The organism is Burkholderia crassaminum (assembly GCF_964265005.1).
Taxonomy (GTDB): domain Bacteria; phylum Pseudomonadota; class Gammaproteobacteria; order Burkholderiales; family Burkholderiaceae; genus Burkholderia.
In genome coordinates this window covers 1,532,591-1,551,193 of sequence record NZ_OZ183799.1, presented here as the reverse complement: position 1 = coordinate 1,551,193, position 18,603 = coordinate 1,532,591, and the positions used below count along the sequence as shown (strand labels likewise).

Sequence of the window (18,603 nt, the reverse complement as noted above, 5' to 3'; positions counted from 1 at the left end):
CGTTACATCCCCCGTCGACGCGCGGCGATTCTCTGCAGCACGCTGAACACGCCGAGCGCGAGCAGCAGCCCGGCGACGACGCCGACCGCGCCGAGCACGACCGGATGCCGCGCCGCCTGCGTCCACACGCGCGCATACCACGGCACGAAGCCGACCACGTAAGGCTCACCGACGCGCAGGCTGTCGACCTGCCCCGGCCGCACCAGCGCGAGGTCGCCCTGCAGCTGCGACACGAGCCCGGCGCTCTCGAACACGTCGAGCAGATCGCCGAGACGCGGCTGGTCGGTCGCGGTCAGCGCGACCACGCTGCGCCCCCGGCTGCCCGGCAACTCGAACCCGGCGAGCGCCGCGAGCGAGCCCGTCTGTTCGATATGCGCGCCGCCTTCGGCGAGGCCGACGCCGTTGCGCCAGCGCTCCTTCACCGAGAACGCGATGCGCGCGGCGCCTTCGCCGCCCGCGCTGCCTTGCTCGCCGATCACGAGCGGCAACGCCGAGCGCCAGTGCGCGAGCAGCGGCGACGTGGGCGAACCGTCGATCACGAGCAGATCCTTGCTGCCCGACAGCGCGGCGACGTCGCCGGGCCGCGCGACCTGCACGCGCAGGGCCGGAAACCCGGTCCATTCGCCCATGTGGCCGAGCATCGTCAGGTAGGCCTCGAGCTCCTGCGGCGACGGCCGGTCAGGCATCACGACGGCCGTCTGCGACAGGTCGGCGAAGCGCGTGAACGGGAAGCCGCTGTTGGCGAAGAACGCGAGGTTCGGCAATTGCGCGTAATGGACGAAGTGCGAGAAGTCGATCGTCGAATCGGGATCGATCGCCGCGCGCTGCGGCTCGCTCGCCGTGCTCGAGCACAGGCCCGTCTTCTGCGAGTCGAGCGTGAAGCGGAACTGCAGCTGGTTGCCGCTGCCGACCCGGAACGCCGGGATGTCGACGTCGCTCGTCACGCGCCCTTCCGGCACCGACAGCAGCGGCAGCTGCATGCGGCCGTGCGCGTCCTCGGCATGGGCCGGCCCGAGCCGGTACGACTTCACGAGCTGCTCGTTGATCTCGACGGCGAGCGTCGAGTTGTCCTGCACGGTCGGGGCCGTGTAGCGGTAGCGCAGCGTGATCGGCACGCCCGCGCCGTTCCACGAATGCAGATCGGACGGCACGCGCAGGTTCAGGCGGATTGCGTCGGGCGTCGTGCCGCGCACTTCCAGGTCGCGCGTATCGGATACGAGCTCGCGGAACGCGATCGGCCGGTTCACGGGCAGCCAGCGCGGCGCGTCGTACGGCTTGCGCGGCGCGCCGAGATCGACGTGCGCGACCGTCGCCGCCGGCCCCGACAGCGCCACGCGGCCCAGCACGAGCGTCGCGACCGCATCGTCGACCTCGGCCGCCGTGCGGCCCGTGACGACCAGCAGCTTGCGCCCCGGCGCGGCCGGGTTGTCGGCCACCGCGAGCAGCGGGCCGTTGATCGACGGCAGCGCAAGGCCGGCCGGCAGCGTCGCGGCCGTGCCGATCACCACCGCCTGGTCGTCCGCCGGCAGCCCGGACGACACCGGGAACCGCGCATGCCGGTAGTCGGCCAGCGCGCCGAACCACGACGCGAGCACGCCCGCGCTGCGCAGCGTGGCCGAATCCGGCGACGCCGGCAGCACGAACGGCAGCCGCACGCGGCCGTTGTCGCGCCGGTCGAAGAACGGCGCAGGCAGCAGCGCGAGATCGTTCGGCAGGCGCACCGGCGACTCGTCGAGGATCAGCTCGCTCTTCGGGCTCACGTCGGCCCACAGCGCCGAGTTCGTCGGGTCCTCGCAATGGTCGAGCGTGTAGTGCGCGATCAGGCGCAGGCCGATCTGGTTGAAATCCGAGAAATAGCGCGGATCGATCGGGATTTCCTGCGTGACCGTGCGACCCGCCTGTGCGGCGTCGAACGGGACGGTCGCGATCACCTCGCCGTTCACCGACACCTTCAGGTGCGACATCGGGAACACCAGCGACGGCGAATACGCGTAGGTCAGGCGCAGCCGCGCGCCGGTGACCACGCGGTCGAGCCGCACGCCCGCGTTGATCGTGCGCGCGTCGTCGGCGCCGCGCAGGCGCAGCGGATCGAACGCGCCGAGCGACGCGAACGGCAGGTGCACCGTAGTCGCCGGCTGGCCGGCGGACGGCGCGCTGGCCGCCGCAGGCGCGGCCGCGAGCACCGGCGCCGGCGCTGTGCCGGAGGCCGCAGCGGCGGCCGGCACGGCCGGGATCGGCGCGGCCGACAGCGCGGCCGCGTGAAGCGCGCCGACCATCGCGGCCGACAGGACGAGCAACGACACGGCCGGCTTCATGCGCCGCTCCGTTTCATCAGGATCATCCGGTCATCCGTCGCATCGAATCCGATGCGCGCAAAGCAGCTATGCCCGTGAGTGAACATCCCCACTGCTTCCCCTCATATCTAACTGGCCTGATTCATTTATCGAAACGATGCGGCGATTTCTTTAATCGCCTGTCACCGTGCTGCACGCGCGCCTGGCACCGGCACACGCCCATTCGTCACACTATCTCAAAAATAGGACAAAACTTACCCCGATTCGCGACGATGAAGCGAAAAAAGCCTCAATCCAGTCGGAAATGCTGCGCGAGAGGGACGAATGGTAAGAATTGCGCCGTTGTCGCCCGACGGGCCGAACGGCATACTGCTGGCGCGATACGGCTGGCCGGCGGGCGGTCCGTTGCAGACCGCCCCGGAGCGCGCTGCCGCGAAGCGGCGCGTATGCTACCGCAATCCCGCGCCGCCGGACGTGCTTTCTTTCATGGAAAACTGACTTGAATCAAATCGCCGACTCCGCCACCCCGTCCCCCGACACGCTGCTGCGCATCATCGCCGCGCAGACCGAGATCGCGAAGCTCGGCCTCGACCTCGGCAGCGTGATGGCTTATGTGGCCGAGCAGGTGCCGCAGCTCACCGGCGCGAGCGCCGCCGCGGTCGAATTCGCCGAGGGCGACGACATGGTGTACCGCGCAGCATCGGGCACCGCGGCCGGGATGCTCGGCCTGCGGCTGCGGCGCTCGGGCAGCCTGTCGGGACTGTGCGTGCAGCAAGGCGAGTTGCTGCACTGCATCGACTCGGAAACCGACCCGCGCGTCGATCGCGACGCATGCCGGCGTGTCGGCCTGCGCTCGATGCTCGTGATGCCGCTCACCCATGCGGACACGACGGTCGGCGTGCTGAAGGTGATGTCGCCGGAAGTCGACGGCTTTTCGCAAGCCGACGCCGGCACGCTGCGGCTGACGGCCGACCTGATCGCCGCCGCGATGTTCCACGCGGCGCGCAACGAGGCGAACGAACTCTACCTGCGCGCGACACACGACGCGCTCACGGGCCTGCCGAACCGCGCGCTGTTCTACGACCGCCTGCGGCAGTCGATGCACACGACGCTGCGCGCGAACGGCCGGCTCGGCATCCTCAACATCGACATGGACGGGCTGAAGCCGATCAACGACGGGTTCGGCCATCGCGCGGGCGATGCGGCGCTGCGCGAGATCGCCACGCGGATGCAGGGGGCGGTGCGGCGCTCGGACACGGTCGCGCGCATCGGCGGCGACGAATTCGCGGTGATCCTGCCGAACATCGGCAACCGCGACGATGCGCATGCGCAAAGCGCGCGGCTCGCGCGCCAGGTCGGCGAACCGTTCGAATTCGAGGGACGCCCGCTGCGGCTCGGCGTCAGCGTCGGGATCGCGCTGCTGCCCGACGACGGCACCGACATGACCGCGCTGATCGAGCATGCGGACCAGGCGATGTATGAAGTGAAGCGCACGCGGTCGCAGCGGACGGCTCACGCGTAACGCGTACTCGACGTGCTGCTGCCTTGACGGGCCGGCGGGCAGAACAACGTCCTCAACCGCCCGCGGCGGGCTTGAACGTTCGCTGACTAGCCGATCTGCGGAACGGCGATCGCGAGCCCGACCACGAGCCACTGCACGATCGCGACGAGCACAGCGGCCCGGCACAGCCCGACCGCGCCGCGCACGCGGGCGTCGAGCGCACGTCCGGCCTTCGAAGCGTCGATCCAGCCGAGATCGGTGAGCGCGCGGTCGAGCGCCGCGAGCCCGTCGTCGATCGATGCGTCGCCTGCCGCCGCGCGCGCGAGCGCGGCGAACAGCCGGCGGTCGATCTCGATCCGCACCGCATACCACAGCGCCGCGATCCCCGACCCGGTGCTGACGACGGCCAGCAGCACGCGCGCGACCGTCGCCGGCGCCCAGCCCGACGCGATCCACCCGCCCGCACCGGCCGCGGCCAGCGCGGCCGCGATCGCCCACGCGCCCGCATCGAGCGCGCCGCGCGCGGCGGCAATCCTGAATGGCGCGGACGGGTCGCGCATCACACGCCTCCCGCGCTGCGACGGCGATCGATCCAGTGCTGCAGCACGGCCACGCCGTCGTCCGACCACACCGCATGCGGCCGCACCGCGCGCACCGCGGCCAGCGCGTCGCGCGCATCGCCGAACCCGCGTCGCACCGCCAGCCACGCGGCCGCGCACAGCACACTGCGCCCGTAGCCGAGCGCGCAGCAGACGAGCACGTCGCGCCCTTCCCCGTGCAGGCGTTCGAGCGCCGCGACGGCCTGCGCGAGCTGCGCGGCCGTCGGCGCGACGAGGTCGAGCTGCGGCACGGCCGCATAGGCGAGCGACGCATCGGCCGCCGCCCAGCGGGGCATTTCGGCCGTCAGGTCGACCAGTGCCGTGAAACCGTGGCGGCGTACGTCGCGCGTGGTCGGCGTGCGGCCGATCGACACGCGTTCGTCGATCCGCACCGGCGCCGGCTGCCGGAACGTCCACAGCCGCGAATTGACGAATGCGCCGGCGATCGTCGGCGCGAGCAGCCAGCGGATGACGACCGGGAAACGCCCGTGCGCGTCCTTCTGGAATGCGCCGGGTGCGCCGCGCCGGTAGATCCACGCGACACACGCGAGCGCCAGCGCGACCCACCCGGCCGCCAGCGCCCAGCCGGGCGCGCGCGGCACGCACCAGAGCGCCACGAGCGCGACCGCCGCCGCACCGAGCGCATAGCGGCGCGCGAGCGCACGGCCGGCCGCGCCCGGTGCCCCCGGCAACGCATCGGCGAGCGGCAACCGGCCCGCGGCATCGCGCAGCGGAAACAGGAACAGCGCGAGACAGCCGACGGCCGCACCGGTCGGCACGTCGATTGCGTGATGCTGGTAGGTCGTCAGCACCGACACGCCGATCGCCACGAACCACAGGTGCAGCACGACGCGCGCGAGCCTGCCGCGCAGATGCTTCGCATAAACGGCCCACAGCACGACGAGCAGCCCGATGTGCAGCGACGGCGCCTGGTTGAACGGCTTGTCGAACCCCATCAGCAGCGTGAACAGCGCACCGGCCACGCCGCCCGCGTCGGGCCGCTCGAACCCGAAGCGCAGCGGCCACACGATGAAGCACGCGACCGATATCAGTTGCACGGTCAACAGCCGCTTCACGTGATCGAGCAGGTCGACGCGGCGCGTCCAGAAGAAGAACGACAGCGCATACAGCAGGTCGATCGACCAGTACGGCACGATCGTCCACGGCACGAACGGGATCGCGTGCTCCCAGCCGAACGCGAAGGTCGGCACCGCTGCGCGACGCGCGGCGAGCCAGTTCGCGAAGCCGTAGGTCGAGAAGAACACGGCCCCCATCACCGCGAGCCAGCCGAGGCGCAGCGCGAACGACGCGTCGCGCTCGCCGGCGGCGGCGGCCGGCTCGGCGAGGCCGCTCGCGCCGCCGTCGAGCGCGCTCATGACGCGTCGACCCGCTGCGCGAGGCTGACCGTGAAGATGCCCATTTCGTCGATCCGCTGGTCGAGCTTGCGGAAACCCGCGCGCGCGACGAGTTCGTCCATCTCGGCCTGCGAGCGGCGGCGCATCACCCAGGTCGCCTCGCCGCGGTGATTGTTCAGTGCGCGCGCGATGAATTCGAGCTGCGGATGCCACGGCTGCCCCGTATAGACGAGATAACCGCCCGGCGGCACGGCCTGCGCGAGCCCGCGCAGCGAGCGCTCGATCAGCGCGTTCTCGCCGAACAGCTCGTAGAGGCCCGACACGATCGCGAGCGTCGGACGCGGCTCGAGCGTCGCGAGCGACGCCTCGTCGAACGCGTCGCCGCGCTCGAAGCGCGCGATCGGCTCGAGCCCGCGCTGCGCGATCAGCACGCGCCCGGCCTCGACGTTCGGCGGGCTGTAGTCGCGCAGCGTGATGTCGTCGGGCGCCGCGCCGTCGCGCTCGGCGGCCGTCGCGATCGCATCCAGCACGTAGCGCCCGTGGCCGGCCGCGATGTCGACGATCCGCACCGGCGTGCCGTGGCCGCGCAAGCGGCCGATCGCCGCGCCGATCAGTTCCTGCAGATGCACCTTGCGCTGGCGGATGCCGATCCAGCCCGGCGAATCGAGATAGGTGCGGTCGATCAGCGCGCCGACGCCGAGGCGCCCCTGCGCGCGGTTGCGGTACACGTAGTCGAGCGTCGAGCCCGAATCGAAGCCGAGCCGCAGCCCGAGCGCGATACCGTCCGACAGCACGCCGCCCGCCTTCAGGCCGGCCCGCGTGAGCGCCCAGTACGCACGCGCGAACGCATTCGCGGGCGGCCGGCCGAGCGCCGCGTATTCGTCGTGGAACGCGCCGCGCCGGTCGGCTTCGGCGAGCGACACGCGCGGGCTCGGCGCATCGAATTCGCGCAGCACGAACGCACGCAGCGGCGCGAGCGCCTGCGCGCGGTCGCGTTCGCCGAGCGTGTCGTGATAGAAGCCCGGCAGCACGATGCGCTCCTTGCGCGCGGAGCCGAGGCGTTCGAAGAAGCGGTCCTGCGGGCCGCGATGCACGACCCAGTCGGCGCCCGAGATCAGCAGCTGCGTCGGCACGGTGATCGCGGCCGCATCGGCGACGATCCGCTGCGCGGTGTCGTGCAGGTCGAGCAGCATGTTGACCGCGATCGGCCGCGTGATCAGCGGATCGGACGCATAGCTCGCGATCCGCTCGGGATCGTGCGTGAGGAATTTCGGCTTCACGTAGCTGTTCACGTAGAACAGCCCGCGCAGCTTGTGCATCAGCCGCAGGCCCGGCCGCGCGAACGGCACGTAGAGCTTGATGTGGAACGCCGGCGATGCGACGACGAGCGCGCGGATCGGCGGCGCGTAGTCGTGCGCCCAGGTGGCCGCGAGCACCGCGCCGACGCTCTGGCCGACCACGGCCATGTCCTCGATCGCGATGCCGTGCGTGTCGCGGATATGTTCGACGAAGGTCTGCAGGTCGCGCACCGACGCGGCCGCGCTCGGGCTGTAGCCGCGCGCGCCGGGCGAGCGGCCGTGGCCGCGCGCATCCCACGCGAAGAACGCGAAATCGGGCAGGTCGAGCTCGTCGACGAGGTGTGCGACGCGCGCCGAATGTTCGTGGCCGCGATGCAGCAGCACGATGGCGCCGCGGCAACGCGGGCCCGTTGCGGGCCAGTGACGATAGAACAGCGTTTCGCCGTCGTGCGTGATGAAGTCGGCCTCGCGGGCCATGCGTGCGCTCATGCGTTTTCTCTCGTTTCGTTATGCGTATCTTGGTGCGCCGCCCTCCGGCGCCCGGTACCGCAACTGCCTGTCACTGCCTTTACTGCCCTTTCAACCGCCCTTTTCCGCGATGCCGGCCTGCACGCGCCGCACCACGGTCACGATCGACAGCACGATCAGCAACCGCCACAGCCAGGCGGCGAGCCCGCCGACCGGAAACCCGAGCCCGATCCACAGCGCGAACGCGCCGAGGGCGAGCGCGCGGTCGCTCTTGCCGAACGGGCCGTCGTAGCGGCGGCTCACGCCGACCAGCGGGCCGATCAGCCCCGCGCATTCGACGATTACCGCCGTCAGCGCGAACAGCCAGACGTCTGCCGGAGCGAACGCCGGGATCGCGAGAAACGGCAATACCAGGGCGACGTCGGACACGACGTCGCCGAGTTCGTTCAGGTACGCGCCAAGCGTGCTCTTCTGGTTGTGCTCGCGCGCGAGCATCCCGTCGATCGCATTGAGCGCCATCCGCGCGAACAGCCACAGCGGGATCAGCAGGAACAGCGCGCGGGCGAACACGCCGAGCCCGGCGAGCGCGCCGACGACGATCGAGCCGCCGGCCGCGAACAGCGTGACCTGGTTGGCCGTGACGCCGCGCTCGGCGAGCGAGTTCGCGAACGGGCGCAGACGGTTCTGGAATTTGGGTTTGAGTGCGTAGAGGCTCATCGTTTCGTATTCGTTCTATTCGCGCGGCACAGTCGGACACTTTTCCCGCCGCCATGCCCCAGGCGGCGAAACGGCCCTGGACGGCCTTCCATGGACGGCCCTAATCGTCGCCGAGCGGCCCCGATGCGTCAAGCATGCGCCCGGCCCGCAAGCGTGGCGCCAATCTGGCGTTTTTGACGGAAACTCGCGATAATCCGCTGGCCCGATCGCAGCACGATCCATTCGAACTGCAAACGGGCACTCGTGCAACAGCCGATTATCACGCCGCCGACCGGCGCATTCGCCGGGACGCAACAGCGTGTGGCGGCGAATCGTCCGATTATCGCGGACCTGCGACAGGCAGCCACGAATTTGAAAAAATTTAAACAAGGACCGTCCGGCGCGCATCCTGCCGCACCGGCATTCCGGGGTCCCGCCCGCCGCGCAGCGGGCCATGCAGGCAGGCAGGGGGCGCTGCGCCGATGAACATTCTCAATGTCTGGCAGCGCGATTTCCTGCTGTCCATCGTGCGGCTCGTCGCCGGCGCGTATCCGGTCTGGCATCAGGCGCCGCCATCCCCGACGCAGAAGATCTACTTCTCGAACCACACGAGCCACATCGACACGCTCGCGATTCTCGCCGCGCTGCCGCGCAACGTGCGCGCGGTCGTGCGCCCGGTCGCCGCGCGCGACTACTGGGACAGCAGCGACATGAAGCGCCACATCGCGCAGAAGCTGCTGAACGTCGTGCTGATCGATCGCCATCGCGAATCCGGTGGGGACCCGCTCGACCCGGTGCGCGACGCGCTCAAGCAGGGCCATTCGATCATCATCTTCCCGGAAGGCACGCGTGGCGCGGAGATCCTGCCGCAGCCGTTCAAGAGCGGGCTGTTCCACCTCGCGACCGAGTTTCCGGACGTCGCGCTCGCGCCCGTCTATCTCGAGAACCTGCAACGGATCATGCCGAAGGGTGCGATCTGGCCGGTGCCGCTGATCTGCAAGGTGCACTTCGGCGCGAACGATGCGCTCGGCGCCCAGGAAGACAAGCCGACGTTCCTCGCCCGCATGCGCGACGCGATCGTCGCGCTCGCGCCGCCGCAGCGGCCGGCCGGCTGAACCCCGCCCCCTCCTCTCCCTTTTTGCGGATATCCCCATGCGAACTCTTTTCTGGGAACTGGTCGCGGGCGTCACGGGCGTGCTCGTCATCGCCACCGTGATCGGCGCGATCCTCGGCGCGCGCAGCGGCGGCACGAGCGCGACCATCGTCAACCTGAACCAGCGCATCCGTGCGTGGTGGGCGATGATCGCGATCATGGTCATCGCGATCAGCCTCGGCAACAACATCACGTATCTCGTGTTCGCGGTGCTGTCCTACCTGACGCTGCGCGAATTCATCACGCTCACGCCGACGACCGCGAGCGACCACACGACGCTGTTCATCGCGTTCTTCGTCGCGATCCCCGTGCAGTACCTGCTGCTCGGGATCGACTGGTACGGGATGTATTCGATCTTCGTGCCCGTGCACCTGTTCTTCGCGATGTCGCTCGTGTCGGCGCTCACGCAGGACACGCGCGAATTCCTGAGCCGCAACGCGAAGATCAACTGGGCGCTGATGGTGTGCGTGTACGGGCTGAGCCACGCGCCGGCCGTGCTGATCCTCGACATTCCACACTACGCGGGGCAGAACGCGCTGCTGCTGTTCTTCTTCCTGTTCGTCGTGCAGGTCAGCGACGTGCTGCAGTATGTCGTCGGCAAACTGTTCGGGAAGCGCAAGATCGCACCGCAGCTGTCGCCGTCCAAGACGATCGAGGGTTTCGTCGGCGGCGGACTGCTCGCGACGCTGTGCGGCGCGTCGCTGTATCGCGTGACGCCGTTCAGTTTCGGCGCCGCGTTCGGGATCTCGCTCGCGATCGTGATCGCGGGCTTCGTCGGCGGCCTCGTGCTGTCGGCCGTCAAGCGCTCGCTCGGCACCAAGGACTGGGGTTCGATGATCGCGGGCCACGGCGGCATGCTCGATCGCGTCGACTCGGTCTGCTTCGCCGCGCCGGTGTTCTTCCACCTCGTGCGGTATCTGTACGTGTGACGCGCGGGCGGCATCGCGCCGTCCGCTCCTTCGCGCGGACGATCAGTATCCTTCGCGCAATACCTTCGGCACGACGTAGCGGCCGCGCGCCGCGTCGAACTTCACCGTGTAGCGCGCGTGGAGGTCCTTGTCGCCGCGCGAGCCCGTTTCCGTGACGGTCAACAGATAGACGTCGCCGGTGCCGGTCGTGTCGGGCACGATCGTGAACGTCCGGCTCTCGCAATGCGGTTTCGCGTTCCCGCAATCGAGCGACCCCGTGTTGTCGAGCGCTTCGTTGATGCGCGGCGCCGCTTCGACGATCGCGTTGCCGACCGGCAGCCAGATCGACCGCATCGCCATCGTATAGCCCTGCAGCGTGACGCCGTCGCCGATCGTGAAGCCGAACAGGTGCGGGCCGTACCGCTCGATGTGCACCGTACCCGGCTCGCCGCGCTTGCCGGACGCGATATCCGTCTTCTTCACCACCGGTTCGAGCGTCTTGCCGTCCGCCGCGGGCTTCAGCACGTACAGGTCGATGGTGCCCGTCGTGCCTTCCGAATCCATCCCCGGCATCCCGTTCTGCATGGCCGCCTCGGTTTCGCCGCACACCGCGAGCAGATACCGCGGGCCGTCGGCGGTCGCGACGCGCAGCGACCCACACGGCGAATAGATGAAATCGCCCGCGTCCGACTGCCAGCCCTTGCGGTCCGCGCGCCAGTTGCCGTAGCTGTCGTGGAGAAACGTGCGCAGCAGGCGGTCGGCCGCGGCCGGCTCGCCCGCGTGCGCCGCCGCGGGCAACACCGACGCCGGCACCGCGCACGCAACGGACAGCGCCAGACGTCGCAACAGGGGATGAACGGATGAAATCATGTCGGCGTCGATCGGGATGAAAAGCGGTGCAGGAAACAAACGGCAGGCGGCATCAACGCATCACCGTGGCTGCGCGACCGGCTCGGGATCGAACGCCGCCAGCCCCGGCCACGCCGCCTGCCCCCACGCACCGTCACCCGGGGCGAGCCAGCGCTGCAGCGTGGCGTCGTCGAACGCCTTGCCGAACGGATCGGCGCGAAACCCGGCCACCCACTGCTTGCGGCCCGCGACGTATGCGCTACCGAAATCCGTCCAGCTGTCGAAACAATCCTGCGCGCGCTGCGCGTTGAGCAACAACACGCGCCATGCGGTGTCCGGCTCGGTCCAGCCCATCAGCATCGCCACGCGCGCGAGGAACGCCATCCGCGCACCGGCGAACGCGAGTGCCGCGCGCGGGTCGTCGGTCGGCTGCAGCGCATGCAGGTCGGCGCGAAACCACTGCGTCTCGAGCACGCGTGCCAGGTGCGCGCGCGCATCGTCGTCCGTCGCGTCGGTGCGCAACTCCATCTGGTGCAGCATCTGCGCGCGCAGGAACTTGCGCGACGTGTCGTTCAGGTGGCTCGTATCCGCATCGTCGAAACCCGCGAACCCCGTCGCTTCCACGTACGGATGCGCGAGCAGCAGCGCCCAGCGCTTGCGGGCGGACAAGGTCGAATGGCGCGCCCCGCGCCGGCGGAAGTAGCGGACGATACGCCACAGGACGAACAAGGCAACGATCAGTTTGAATATCATGGTCTTCGCCCTGTCATTCGCCGGCACTGGCGCCACGCGGCGCGTCGTAGCCGGGCCAGCGCACGTTCTCGGTTGCAAAGGCGGGCCGTGCGCCGTCCGGTGGTGTGGACGGCACCGCGGGCGCCAGCGTCGCGCGCACCGCGTAACGCACCGAACCGGCACGCGGCGGCCGCGCCTGCAACAGTTCGGGCTGCCGCGCGGCAACCAGCCACTCGACGGTCGGCGTCGGCTCGGCGAGCCGCCCGAACAATTGCGGATGGCGTGCGACGAGCCGTGCTTGCGACGCGGCATCCGCCACGTCCTCGATCCTGCACCACCCCGATGCCGTATGGACGACACCGAGCGCGATGCAATCGGGCGGCGTGCGATCCGTCGTCCCCAGCGCATTCAGGCAGGCCAGCACGTCGTCGACATAGCGCTCGACCGGCGGCCGGTTCTGCTTGCCCTTGACCTGATCGACGTCGAGACCCCCGTCGGCACGCACCGCGACACTGATCGTGATGTGCGGCTGGCCGCTCGCATCCCGGAAGCTCAGCAGCCGCAGCGTGCGCGCCTCGATCGCTTCCGCGTAGCGCCCGCCGTAGCCGCCCGCCAGCGCTTGCCGGTCGGCGAACTGGCCGAGGCAATGGCGCATCACGTAACTCTCGAACGCCATTTCGGCGCGCAGCAGTGCGCTGTCGGGCAGGAATTCGACGAAGCGCCCGTTCGCGGTTTCACACCACGTGCGCAGCGCATCGGGCTGGCTCTCGCGCCAGCCGCGCGCGATCCGGGTCGCCATCTCGGCATGCTCGCGCTCCCACATCGCGAGCGCCTGCGGGCAATTGACGCGGTCGAGCTTGCCCTCGAGCCCGGTCCCATTGCGCGATTCGAGAAACTCGACGAGCGTGGTTTCGAGCGCGAGGAGCTGCGGATCGCCCGGGTCGACCCATACGACGGGTGCCTGCCTGCCGGCGTCGGCCTCGCCGATCGTCTTCGCGTCCGCACCGAAGCGCCGCGCGACCCACGCCGGCGGCGCGGCCTGGCCGAGTGCCTGCCGCGCATCGTCGAGCGACCCGATCGTGCGCACGGGCTCGAAGTTCGCGACGACATGCCGGTAGAAATGGTTGAGCAGCCACGCGCGCACCGCGTCGGCATCGCCTCGCGCGGTGCTGCGCGCAGCGATTGCCGCTTTCAGCGCATCGGCGTTCAACGCGTTGCGCGGCGCATAACCGACCTGCCGACCGGCGGCCGTCATTGCCAGAACTTCCACCAGCGCTTGTTCGGCGCGGCCGCCGTCGGGCCCGGCGCCGGAGGCGGCGCGCCGGCCTCGCGGATCCGCCGCTCGATCACGTCCACCTTCAGGTCGAGCGGTTCGGCGGCGTGCCGGTTGCCAGCCAGCACACGTTCGTAGAAATATTTCACGTCCGGCTGGCGGCCCAGTTCGTACGCCGCGTCGGCGACCCGGATCAGCACGTCCAGATCGCGCGACGCGTCGGCCTGCGCACGCGCGGCGTCGTACAGCGCCGACGCCTGGTCCGGGTGCGACTCCGCCATGTGGGCCGCGAACACGAGGCGGGCAACCAGTGCCTCGTCGGGCAGGCTGCCGTCGAACTGGTTGTGCTCGCGCTGCCAGCCGACGAGGCGTTCGAGCCAGATCGGCAATTCGTTGCAGCGCTCGACACGGTACAGCGCGCGTACCACGTCGCGTACGTACCAGTTCGGCTCGTGCCGGCTGTAGCCGTATTCGGCGGCGTAGTGCCACAACTGCTCGGCGGCCTCGAGCATCTCTTCGTCCTTGCCCTGACTGGCGAGCACATAGCGGACCCCGTCGTAATGCTCGGCAAACGAACTCGCCGCGATCCCGTTGCGATGCAGGACCAGCGCGTCGTCGTAACGCTCGACGCCGCGATAGAGGATCGCGAGGTTGTTGCAGAGCATCGAATACAGGTGCGCACACGCATCGTAAGGATGCCCTTTGCCCGTCTCGAAGAAGCGCTCCATGCACGCGCGGCCCTGCTCGTAGGCGGCGATCCGCAGGCGCTCGAGATCGGCGCGCACCGCCGCCTGTTCCGCGGCCGGCAGCGCGTCGATCGCCTCCTCGGCCTTGTCCTCGATGGCGCCGGAGAATACGTAGCTCCACAATCCGCTGCGCAGCGACGGCGGTGGCAGTTTCATCGCGGCAGCAACGCCCAGCGCCCGAATGCGCGCCTCGGTCAGCGTGAACGCGGTGCGGTTGTCGTGCATCTCGCCTTCCTGCGCGGCCGCGAGCAGGCGCGCGGCCTGGGTCGTCGCGTCGATGCGGCCGGTTTCGCCGTCGTACACCGCCGCGAGCCGGGCGATCCACGGATGGCCGGGCGCGCGCCGCAGTGCGACCTCGCGCGCGGCGTCGGCGATCGCGTAGCGCAACGCGTCGCCCTCGAGCGAGCCGAGCGCGGCAAAGATCTCGCCATGCGCCGGCGAACGCGCGGCCAGCGCGTCAGGCCGTTCTGCGCCGAGTTCGACGAGCCGCTCGAGCGTCGGCTGGAAACCGGCCGCGCGCATCGCGCACAACGGCCACCAGACCGACGTGTCGGTCGGCTCGGCCAGGCGCGCATGGATGATCTGCCCCACCCGGTCGAGCATGCTGCTTTCGATCTGGTACACGTGGAAGAACGCCCGGCGCCCAGCTTCGTCGAAGCGGCCCGCCTCGAGCAGCCACGGCAGTTCGTATTCGATGAAGTCGTCTGAGCCGCCCGACTCGAGGCTGTGGCTCGCCATCTCGCAACGGGCGAGCGCGCCCGCGAGATCGCCTTGCGCGTGCGCCGCCCGCGCGGCAAGCCGCGCCAGCCTCACCTCGGCTTCGCGGCGCGGCGGCAGCGCCCAGTCGGCAATGCGCGACTCGACGGCCTGGCGAATCGTGTCGTACTGCAGCGGTGCGATCTCGATCATCGCCCGGCCGATCCGCAGCCAGTCGTCGGCGTCGATGTCCTGGTCCGCGGCTGCCGACGCGATGGCAGCCACCGCGGCCTCGGCCGCCGCACGCGCGTCGTCGGCGCGGTCGAGACGCTGCAGTGCCCACGCACGCAGGCATTGCCGGTTCGCCTCGTCCCATGCGCGAAACGTGGCCCGTTCGGCAATCGCGCCGTTCAGCGCATACCGCAGTTCGATCGCGTCGAGCGCGTGCTCCGCATGGTCGTATTCCAGCGTATCGAAAATGTCTGCGCGGACGAAGTGATCGGCATCGAGCGTCGGCGACGTGCGCACGATGTCGTGCATCTGGCCGATCGCGTGCGTGACGGCGTCGTTTTCGCCCAGGTGCCGGGCGACCCGCAGCCGGTATAGCGCGAGTTGCATGCGGATATCGGCTCGCGCCTCCGGTGGCGCCGCGTCGTGCACGCCCGCGCCGTCGTCGTCGAGCACGGCGCGGGCGGCGGCCGGATCGCCGGCGTGCATCCACAGCGAATGCAGGCGCGCGATCGCATCGAGCGAATCGGCACGCAACGGCTGGGCACGCAGCCTTGCCGCAAGGTCGCTCTCGCGGCTCGAATCGCTTTCTTCGAGATCGGCTTCGAGCCGGTTCATCAGCGTGTCGAGCGGCTGGCCCGTCAGGGTCATCGTTGTCATATCGATATGGGTGTTTGTAGTTGTATTGGCGCTGGGGGTCATCGACTTCCCCATCTCGGAATCGCGATAGCTTATCAGGAGACGGTGGCCGTGCGTGGCCTCGCCATTCGGGTCGAGCGGCGTTACGATCTCGTTCTTCATTCCCGGATCCGTTCGATGCGCACGGTGCGCCAGCGCGATGCGCATCGAACGGTCCTGCCCGCCCCGGAATACGCATGAACCTCACCTTGCAGGATGTCGCATGGCACCGTTCGGTCGGGCGGCTCATCGAGTCGCTCGACCAGCCGGGCTTCTGGCTGGCGCTGATCCGGCTGATCGAGGAATACGTCGTGGTCGACAGCTGGGTCGCGCTGACGTTCGGCGACGGCCGCCCGCAGGTGTTCGCCGAATGCCCGTACGAAGGCGGCGGCCCCGACCCGCTGTTCCGCGACTACGTGCAGGGGCTGTACCAGCTCGACCCGTTCTACATCGCGAACCGCGACGCGCCGAAGAGCGGCCTGTTCCGGCTATCGGACGTCGCGCCCGAATGCTTTCGCGATACCGAGTACTACACCCGCTATTTCACGCACAACGTCGTCGAGGACGAGGTGCAGTTCAACGTCGTGCTCGACGATGCGCGCACGCTGTGCCTGTCGCTCGGCAGCAAGCGGCGCTTCAGCCCCGGGCAGGTTGCACTGCTCGACCTGATCCGGCCGTGGGTGGCCGGGCTGATGCGGCAGCGGCTCGCGTTCGAGCCCGCGTCCGCGGAACATGCGCCGCCGCGCCGGCCCGGCGCGCACGACGGCTTCGAGCAGGCGATGGCGCGGCTCGGCACGCCGCTGACCGCGCGCGAACTCGACGTGATCCGGCTGATCCTGAGCGGCCGCTCGAACAAGGAAATCGCGAACAAGCTGTCGATTTCCGCCGAAACGGTCAAGGTGCATCGCCGCAACCTCTACGGGAAGCTCGCGATCAATTCGCAATCGGAGCTGTTTTCACTGTTCCTGAAGGCGCAGACCGACGGATAGCGCGCGACGCACGTTCCGCCGGCGCGCGCTCGGCCCTGTGTGCCGCTTTCCGGCCGCCGTCGGCGGCCGCGGCCGGGTCATGCCGATGCCGTCGCGGCGCGGTGCGAACCCGCGAGCTTGAATTCGCCGACCGTCTGCGCGAGCTGCGCCGCCTGCTCGCGCAACAGCGCAGCGGCCGCGGCCGATTCCTCGACGAGGGCCGCGTTCTGCTGCGTGGAGTGATCGAGCTGCGACACGGCCTGGTTCACCTGCGCGAGCCCGGTGCTCTGCTCGTTCGCCGCGACCGTCATTTCCGCGATCACGCTGGTGATGCCGCGCACACCCTCGACGATCTCGTCCATCGTCGCGCCGGCCGTCTGCACGAGCCCCGAACCGCCTTCGATCTTCTCGACGGACGACTGGATCAACTGCTTGATTTCCCGGGCGGCCACCGCGCTGCGTTGCGCGAGCGTGCGCACCTCGCCCGCGACGACCGCGAAGCCGCGCCCGTGCTCGTGCGCGCGCGCCGCCTCGACGGCCGCATTCAGCGCGAGGATGTTGGTCTGGAACGCGATGCCGTCGATCACGCCGATGATGTTCGAGATCTCGGCCGACGCCTTCGTGATCTCGCCCATCGTCGCGACCACCTCGCTCACCACCGCGCCGCCGCGCACGGCAACGCCCGACGCCGATTCCGCCAGCCGGCTCACCTGCGTGGCCGAATCGGCCGAGTTGCGCGCCGTGCCGGCGATCTCCTCGAGCGCCGCCGCCGTCTCCTGCAGGCTCGATGCCGCATGTTCGGTGCGGCTCGACAGATCCTGGTTACCCTGCGCGATCTCCGCGCTCGCCACGCTCACGGATTCGCTGAATCCGCGTATCTGCAGCAGGATCGCACTGATCTTTTCGGCGAACAGGTTGAAGGCGCGCGCGATCTGCGCGGCCTCGTCGCCGCCGTCGGCCGGCAGCCGCTTCGTCAGGTCGCCGCTCCCGCTCGCGACGTCGGTCAGCGCGTCGCGCACGAGCAGCACGCGCTTGAATGCCGCGTTCGTCAGCGCGCCGACGAGCGCTGCCGCGATGCAGGCGACGACGAGGATCGCAATGAGCGTCGTCGTCGCGACGGCCCGCATGCCGGCCGTCACGTCCGACCGGTCGAGCGCGATGACGAGCGACCAGTCCGTCCCGGCGATCGGGCGCGCGCGGAGCAGCTTGGTCACGCCGTCCACGTCGATCGCCACCGGTTCGGTCACCGTCTGCAAGCTGGCGAGCCGCTCCGGCGTCAGTTCGGGCGACAGCTCGGCGGCCGGCTTCATGATCAGATCGGTCTTCGCGCCCGCGATCAGGCGCCCGCCCTTGTCGACGAGGAACGCGAAGCTCGACGGCGTCGGGTGCATCGATGCGACGATCGCGCTCGCGCGCTCCATGTAGAGGCTCGCCGCGAGCACGCCCTTCAGCGTGCCGCCGCGTACGATCGGTGCGGCGAACGCGAAGGCGGGCTTGCCGGTCGATGCGTCGCGGTACAACGCCGTGACGACGAGCCGGCCGGCCTCGACCGCCTGCTTGAACCACGGGCGCGCGGTCGGATCGTAGCCGGCCGCGAGCGGGACGTTCGAGTACGCCGTGCGATCCGGCAAGCCGAGCGTGAGCACCTGGAAACCACCCGATTTGCCGAGCAGCGTCAGCGCCGGCAGCGGGTCGCCTTCGCCCGGCGCCAGCGTGTCGGCGAGCGCCTGGGTCTGCTGCGCGCGGCTCGCGACCCACTCGTCGAGCGCGAGCGCGTGGCCGGTCAGCACGGATTGCAGGTTCTGGTCGATGGTCGTGTCGTTGTGTTGCTTGACGACGTAGTACACAAGGCCGCCCGTCACGGCCAAAGCCGTGACCACGATGGCGACGCAGGTCGCCAGAATCCGGGCGCGAATCGATGACAGCATGATGACAGTGGTCTCCGGTTGCCGCGTTGTTCTCGATGGGTCAAATGGGCACTCAACCGTCCTTAACGACCACCCGCGACACAACTTGAGGTTCGACTGGTCAGACCGCCCAAAAAAAGTGGCGAACCCATGCCGGCGACGGCACGCGAGATGGATACCCCCGACGGGTTAACACGCCGGCGGGATGGGAAAACCGGCGGTTCGGCGCATACTCGGGCGTTCCGACATCCATT

Annotated in this window: 15 protein-coding genes; 5 read left to right on the top strand and 10 right to left on the bottom strand. The window is 69.7% G+C overall.

The features are described 5' to 3' along the window. Positions 1-2 precede the first annotated feature (2 nt). On the bottom strand, positions 3-2,315 hold the full coding sequence (gene bcsB, locus ACPTTF_RS07155; RefSeq protein ID WP_423370715.1) for a cellulose biosynthesis cyclic di-GMP-binding regulatory protein BcsB: 2,313 nt from the start codon (positions 2,313-2,315) through the stop codon (positions 3-5). A gap of 478 nt (positions 2,316-2,793) precedes the next feature. Between bcsB and ACPTTF_RS07150 the strand changes: the two genes are divergently transcribed. After that, positions 2,794-3,816 carry a sensor domain-containing diguanylate cyclase gene (locus ACPTTF_RS07150; protein ID WP_166962960.1) on the top strand — a complete coding sequence of 341 codons (1,023 nt, stop codon included), beginning with the start codon at positions 2,794-2,796 and terminating at the stop codon, positions 3,814-3,816. An 86-nt stretch (positions 3,817-3,902) separates the two neighbouring features. Here ACPTTF_RS07150 and ACPTTF_RS07145 read toward each other — a convergent pair whose 3' ends face one another. The 4 genes from ACPTTF_RS07145 to ACPTTF_RS07130 form a co-directional block, all read right to left on the bottom strand. Next, positions 3,903-4,355, bottom strand: a complete 453-nt coding sequence (locus ACPTTF_RS07145; protein WP_423370714.1) for a hypothetical protein — start codon at positions 4,353-4,355, stop codon at positions 3,903-3,905. Next, on the bottom strand, positions 4,355-5,770 hold the full coding sequence (locus ACPTTF_RS07140) for a phosphatase PAP2/dual specificity phosphatase family protein (protein ID WP_423370713.1): 1,416 nt from the start codon (positions 5,768-5,770) through the stop codon (positions 4,355-4,357). Before ACPTTF_RS07140 ends, ACPTTF_RS07145 begins: the two co-directional genes overlap by 1 nt. Next, complete coding sequence (locus ACPTTF_RS07135) at positions 5,767-7,536, bottom strand: bifunctional alpha/beta hydrolase/class I SAM-dependent methyltransferase (protein WP_423370712.1); 1,770 nt, start codon at positions 7,534-7,536, stop codon at positions 5,767-5,769. The genes ACPTTF_RS07140 and ACPTTF_RS07135 overlap by 4 nt, the downstream gene beginning before the upstream one ends. 90 nt (positions 7,537-7,626) lie before the next feature. Then, complete coding sequence (locus tag ACPTTF_RS07130) at positions 7,627-8,232, bottom strand: CDP-alcohol phosphatidyltransferase family protein (protein ID WP_166962968.1); 606 nt, start codon at positions 8,230-8,232, stop codon at positions 7,627-7,629. A 134-nt stretch (positions 8,233-8,366) separates the two neighbouring features. Here ACPTTF_RS07130 and ACPTTF_RS07125 point away from each other — a divergent pair, with 134 nt between their 5' ends. From ACPTTF_RS07125 to ACPTTF_RS07115, 3 genes are all read left to right on the top strand, one after another. Next, positions 8,367-8,597, top strand: a complete 231-nt coding sequence (locus ACPTTF_RS07125) for a hypothetical protein (RefSeq protein WP_166962970.1) — start codon at positions 8,367-8,369, stop codon at positions 8,595-8,597. Positions 8,598-8,693: 96 nt separating this feature from the next. Further along, a complete protein-coding gene (locus ACPTTF_RS07120; protein ID WP_166962972.1) occupies positions 8,694-9,326 on the top strand; it encodes a lysophospholipid acyltransferase family protein in 633 nt (210 codons plus the stop codon). A 37-nt stretch (positions 9,327-9,363) separates the two neighbouring features. Further along, positions 9,364-10,293 carry a phosphatidate cytidylyltransferase gene (locus ACPTTF_RS07115; protein ID WP_423370711.1) on the top strand — a complete coding sequence of 310 codons (930 nt, stop codon included), beginning with the start codon at positions 9,364-9,366 and terminating at the stop codon, positions 10,291-10,293. A gap of 42 nt (positions 10,294-10,335) precedes the next feature. Here the strand turns inward: ACPTTF_RS07115 and ACPTTF_RS07110 are convergent, their stop codons facing one another. From ACPTTF_RS07110 to ACPTTF_RS07095, 4 genes are read right to left on the bottom strand one after another with little or no spacing between them, the layout of a single operon-like run. Continuing rightward, positions 10,336-11,142 carry a topoisomerase IV gene (locus tag ACPTTF_RS07110; protein ID WP_423370710.1) on the bottom strand — a complete coding sequence of 269 codons (807 nt, stop codon included), beginning with the start codon at positions 11,140-11,142 and terminating at the stop codon, positions 10,336-10,338. 60 nt (positions 11,143-11,202) lie between these two features. Beyond that, positions 11,203-11,874 carry a DUF1266 domain-containing protein gene (locus tag ACPTTF_RS07105; protein ID WP_208102165.1) on the bottom strand — a complete coding sequence of 224 codons (672 nt, stop codon included), beginning with the start codon at positions 11,872-11,874 and terminating at the stop codon, positions 11,203-11,205. A gap of 13 nt (positions 11,875-11,887) precedes the next feature. Next, complete coding sequence (locus tag ACPTTF_RS07100; protein WP_423370709.1) at positions 11,888-13,108, bottom strand: hypothetical protein; 1,221 nt, start codon at positions 13,106-13,108, stop codon at positions 11,888-11,890. Further along, positions 13,105-15,456 carry a hypothetical protein gene (locus tag ACPTTF_RS07095; protein ID WP_423370708.1) on the bottom strand — a complete coding sequence of 784 codons (2,352 nt, stop codon included), beginning with the start codon at positions 15,454-15,456 and terminating at the stop codon, positions 13,105-13,107. The genes ACPTTF_RS07100 and ACPTTF_RS07095 overlap by 4 nt, the downstream gene beginning before the upstream one ends. 215 nt (positions 15,457-15,671) lie before the next feature. On the opposite strand from ACPTTF_RS07095, the gene ACPTTF_RS07090 reads away from it, so the two are divergent. Beyond that, complete coding sequence (locus ACPTTF_RS07090) at positions 15,672-16,463, top strand: response regulator transcription factor (protein ID WP_423370707.1); 792 nt, start codon at positions 15,672-15,674, stop codon at positions 16,461-16,463. A 77-nt stretch (positions 16,464-16,540) separates the two neighbouring features. Here the strand turns inward: ACPTTF_RS07090 and ACPTTF_RS07085 are convergent, their stop codons facing one another. After that, positions 16,541-18,370 (bottom strand): methyl-accepting chemotaxis protein, encoded by a 1,830-nt coding sequence (locus tag ACPTTF_RS07085; RefSeq protein WP_166962982.1) that lies wholly within the window; start codon positions 18,368-18,370, stop codon positions 16,541-16,543. Positions 18,371-18,603: the final 233 nt, after the last annotated feature.

Bases quoted from the DNA above. Each gene is read 5' to 3' on its own strand.
- ACPTTF_RS07085 (WP_166962982.1), bottom strand. From the start codon at position 18,370: ATGCTGTCATCGATTCGCGCCCGGATTCTGGCGACCTGCGTCGCCATC.
- ACPTTF_RS07105 (WP_208102165.1), bottom strand. From the start codon at position 11,874: ATGATATTCAAACTGATCGTTGCCTTGTTCGTCCTGTGGCGTATCGTC.
- ACPTTF_RS07100 (WP_423370709.1), bottom strand. From the start codon at position 13,108: ATGACGGCCGCCGGTCGGCAGGTCGGTTATGCGCCGCGCAACGCGTTG.
- ACPTTF_RS07115 (WP_423370711.1), top strand. From the start codon at position 9,364: ATGCGAACTCTTTTCTGGGAACTGGTCGCGGGCGTCACGGGCGTGCTC.
- bcsB (WP_423370715.1), bottom strand. From the start codon at position 2,315: ATGAAGCCGGCCGTGTCGTTGCTCGTCCTGTCGGCCGCGATGGTCGGC.
- ACPTTF_RS07095 (WP_423370708.1), bottom strand. From the start codon at position 15,456: ATGACAACGATGACCCTGACGGGCCAGCCGCTCGACACGCTGATGAAC.
- ACPTTF_RS07125 (WP_166962970.1), top strand. From the start codon at position 8,367: ATGCGCCCGGCCCGCAAGCGTGGCGCCAATCTGGCGTTTTTGACGGAA.
- ACPTTF_RS07135 (WP_423370712.1), bottom strand. From the start codon at position 7,536: ATGAGCGCACGCATGGCCCGCGAGGCCGACTTCATCACGCACGACGGC.
- ACPTTF_RS07090 (WP_423370707.1), top strand. From the start codon at position 15,672: ATGAACCTCACCTTGCAGGATGTCGCATGGCACCGTTCGGTCGGGCGG.
- ACPTTF_RS07145 (WP_423370714.1), bottom strand. From the start codon at position 4,355: ATGCGCGACCCGTCCGCGCCATTCAGGATTGCCGCCGCGCGCGGCGCG.
- ACPTTF_RS07110 (WP_423370710.1), bottom strand. From the start codon at position 11,142: ATGATTTCATCCGTTCATCCCCTGTTGCGACGTCTGGCGCTGTCCGTT.
- ACPTTF_RS07120 (WP_166962972.1), top strand. From the start codon at position 8,694: ATGAACATTCTCAATGTCTGGCAGCGCGATTTCCTGCTGTCCATCGTG.
- ACPTTF_RS07140 (WP_423370713.1), bottom strand. From the start codon at position 5,770: ATGAGCGCGCTCGACGGCGGCGCGAGCGGCCTCGCCGAGCCGGCCGCC.
- ACPTTF_RS07130 (WP_166962968.1), bottom strand. From the start codon at position 8,232: ATGAGCCTCTACGCACTCAAACCCAAATTCCAGAACCGTCTGCGCCCG.